Genomic DNA, 1,757 nt, shown 5'->3' on the forward strand with positions numbered 1-1,757 from the left:
GCTGCGCTTGTTCGGATTTGGCCAAGTCTCTCGCCCACCCTTTGCGGCCTCGTCGACCTGCGGCAATCCCTCAACATAACGCCAGACCACATAATGAATACCGATTTTTACGTAACAAAGCCACGTTGGTAGGTACCTCTTGTATCCCGAAAGGTGCGTCCATCATTTCACTCATAAAAAACAACAAAATTACTGAAATAAAACAAAAGGATCACCGTTCTTCTATATGAACTTAATGTTATATATGGAGTTATCAATTGGCTATCCTAACAAAACCTTGCGTCCTCTACCCTGAATATTCTTTGTTTTCTAATGATATTTTGCGATTTATAGAGCTTTTTCATCCATATAGTCCGCACCGCTCTAATGCTGAGAAAATGATACAGAATACAACGATAAAAGAGCGAAAAACATGCCTTCCCTTTAATGAAATTTTACAATTAAATGGATTTGCTGACAGGCAAAAAAAATATGAAAATTTTGCTCGAAATTACTCAACCGATGCGGCTAAAAAAGCTTTAGAATTCTCAGGATTAAATCGAGAAGACATTACTATGGTTATTGCTGTTTCTTGTACGGGTTTTATGATGCCTTCGTTAACTGCTCATTTAATAAATTCCTTAGACTTAAATCTAAATACAACTCAACTTCCTGTTGCTCAAATGGGGTGTGTTGCTGGAGCTTATGCCATAAACAGGGCATATGAGCATACTAAACTATCACAAAAAAATAATGTTTTAATTGTTGCATTAGAAGCGTCATCACTTTGTTTTGACTCTCAAGCCGACAAGCTTCAAGATTTTGTTTCAGATTCGATTTTTGGCGATGGGGTTGCTAGTGTTGTAATGAAAGGGCGTGATGAAGGTTCTGGGTTGATAATAACTGATAGCGAAAGTATTTTCTTAAAAGACACTGAAAACTACATTGAATATGAAATGACAGATAAGGGATTTCTTTTTTCATTGGATAAAAAAGTAATGTATTCCATTGTTAAGGTTGCTCCATATCTTGGTGATTTTATAAGACGAAATATAAAAGAATTAAATGACATTGATTTTGTGATTTCTCATACAGGAGGAAAGAGAATACTTGATGAATTAGAAACCCATTTAGAGTTGGGTGTTTGTAAACTTCAACACTCCAGAGATTCTTTACGGGAATACGGAAATACATCAAGTGTATCTGTTATTGATGTGCTTTACCGCCATTTCTCATCAACTAACCATGGAGAACGAGGGATTTTAGTCGCTTTTGGTCCTGGTTTTACTGCTGAGGCTTTGTTTGGTAAGTGGCAAGTAGAATATAATTGATTTCCACTTAGAACCTATCTCAATAGGTGTTGTCTGAGTTAAATCAACACTTATTGAAAATACTGTAAATGAGTTCAAGGTAAGGAAATTTTGAGTTTCCTTACCTTCAAGTGTGTTGAGACTGTGAACGACTGTGCTAATGGTTGAGTGTGTAGCTCGCAAGATACTGGCTCCGACACAGAAAAAAAATCGTCAGTGTGAACATTGGATTCGATGCCCCTCTCATACTTGTTTCGACGCGAGATTGAGAGGGTTTCGATATTTCGTATACAAAAAAACGTACGCTAAATAGTGAAAACAAAATAACGAACACACAAAAATGTATACACTACTTCGTATACTCTTTTTCAATAAGGGGGTTGTTGCAAAAAATTCAATCGGGCGGATTTCACCCCGCCGCTTCCTGAAATTACGTGTAAATTACCTCGACATTAAAGAGTCGATTCA

The 1,757-nt window shown here is 36.9% G+C and carries 1 protein-coding gene; it reads left to right on the plus strand.

The genetic code is table 11. The features are described from left to right. Positions 1 to 257 precede the first annotated feature (257 nt). Entirely contained in the window at positions 258 to 1,310 is a 1,053-nt protein-coding gene (locus B5D35_RS23580) for a type III polyketide synthase (RefSeq protein WP_078754825.1), read from the plus strand. Positions 1,311 to 1,757: the final 447 nt, after the last annotated feature.

The sequence above is a fragment of the Enterovibrio nigricans DSM 22720 genome (assembly GCF_900167155.1).
In the GTDB taxonomy this organism is placed as follows: domain Bacteria; phylum Pseudomonadota; class Gammaproteobacteria; order Enterobacterales; family Vibrionaceae; genus Enterovibrio; species Enterovibrio nigricans.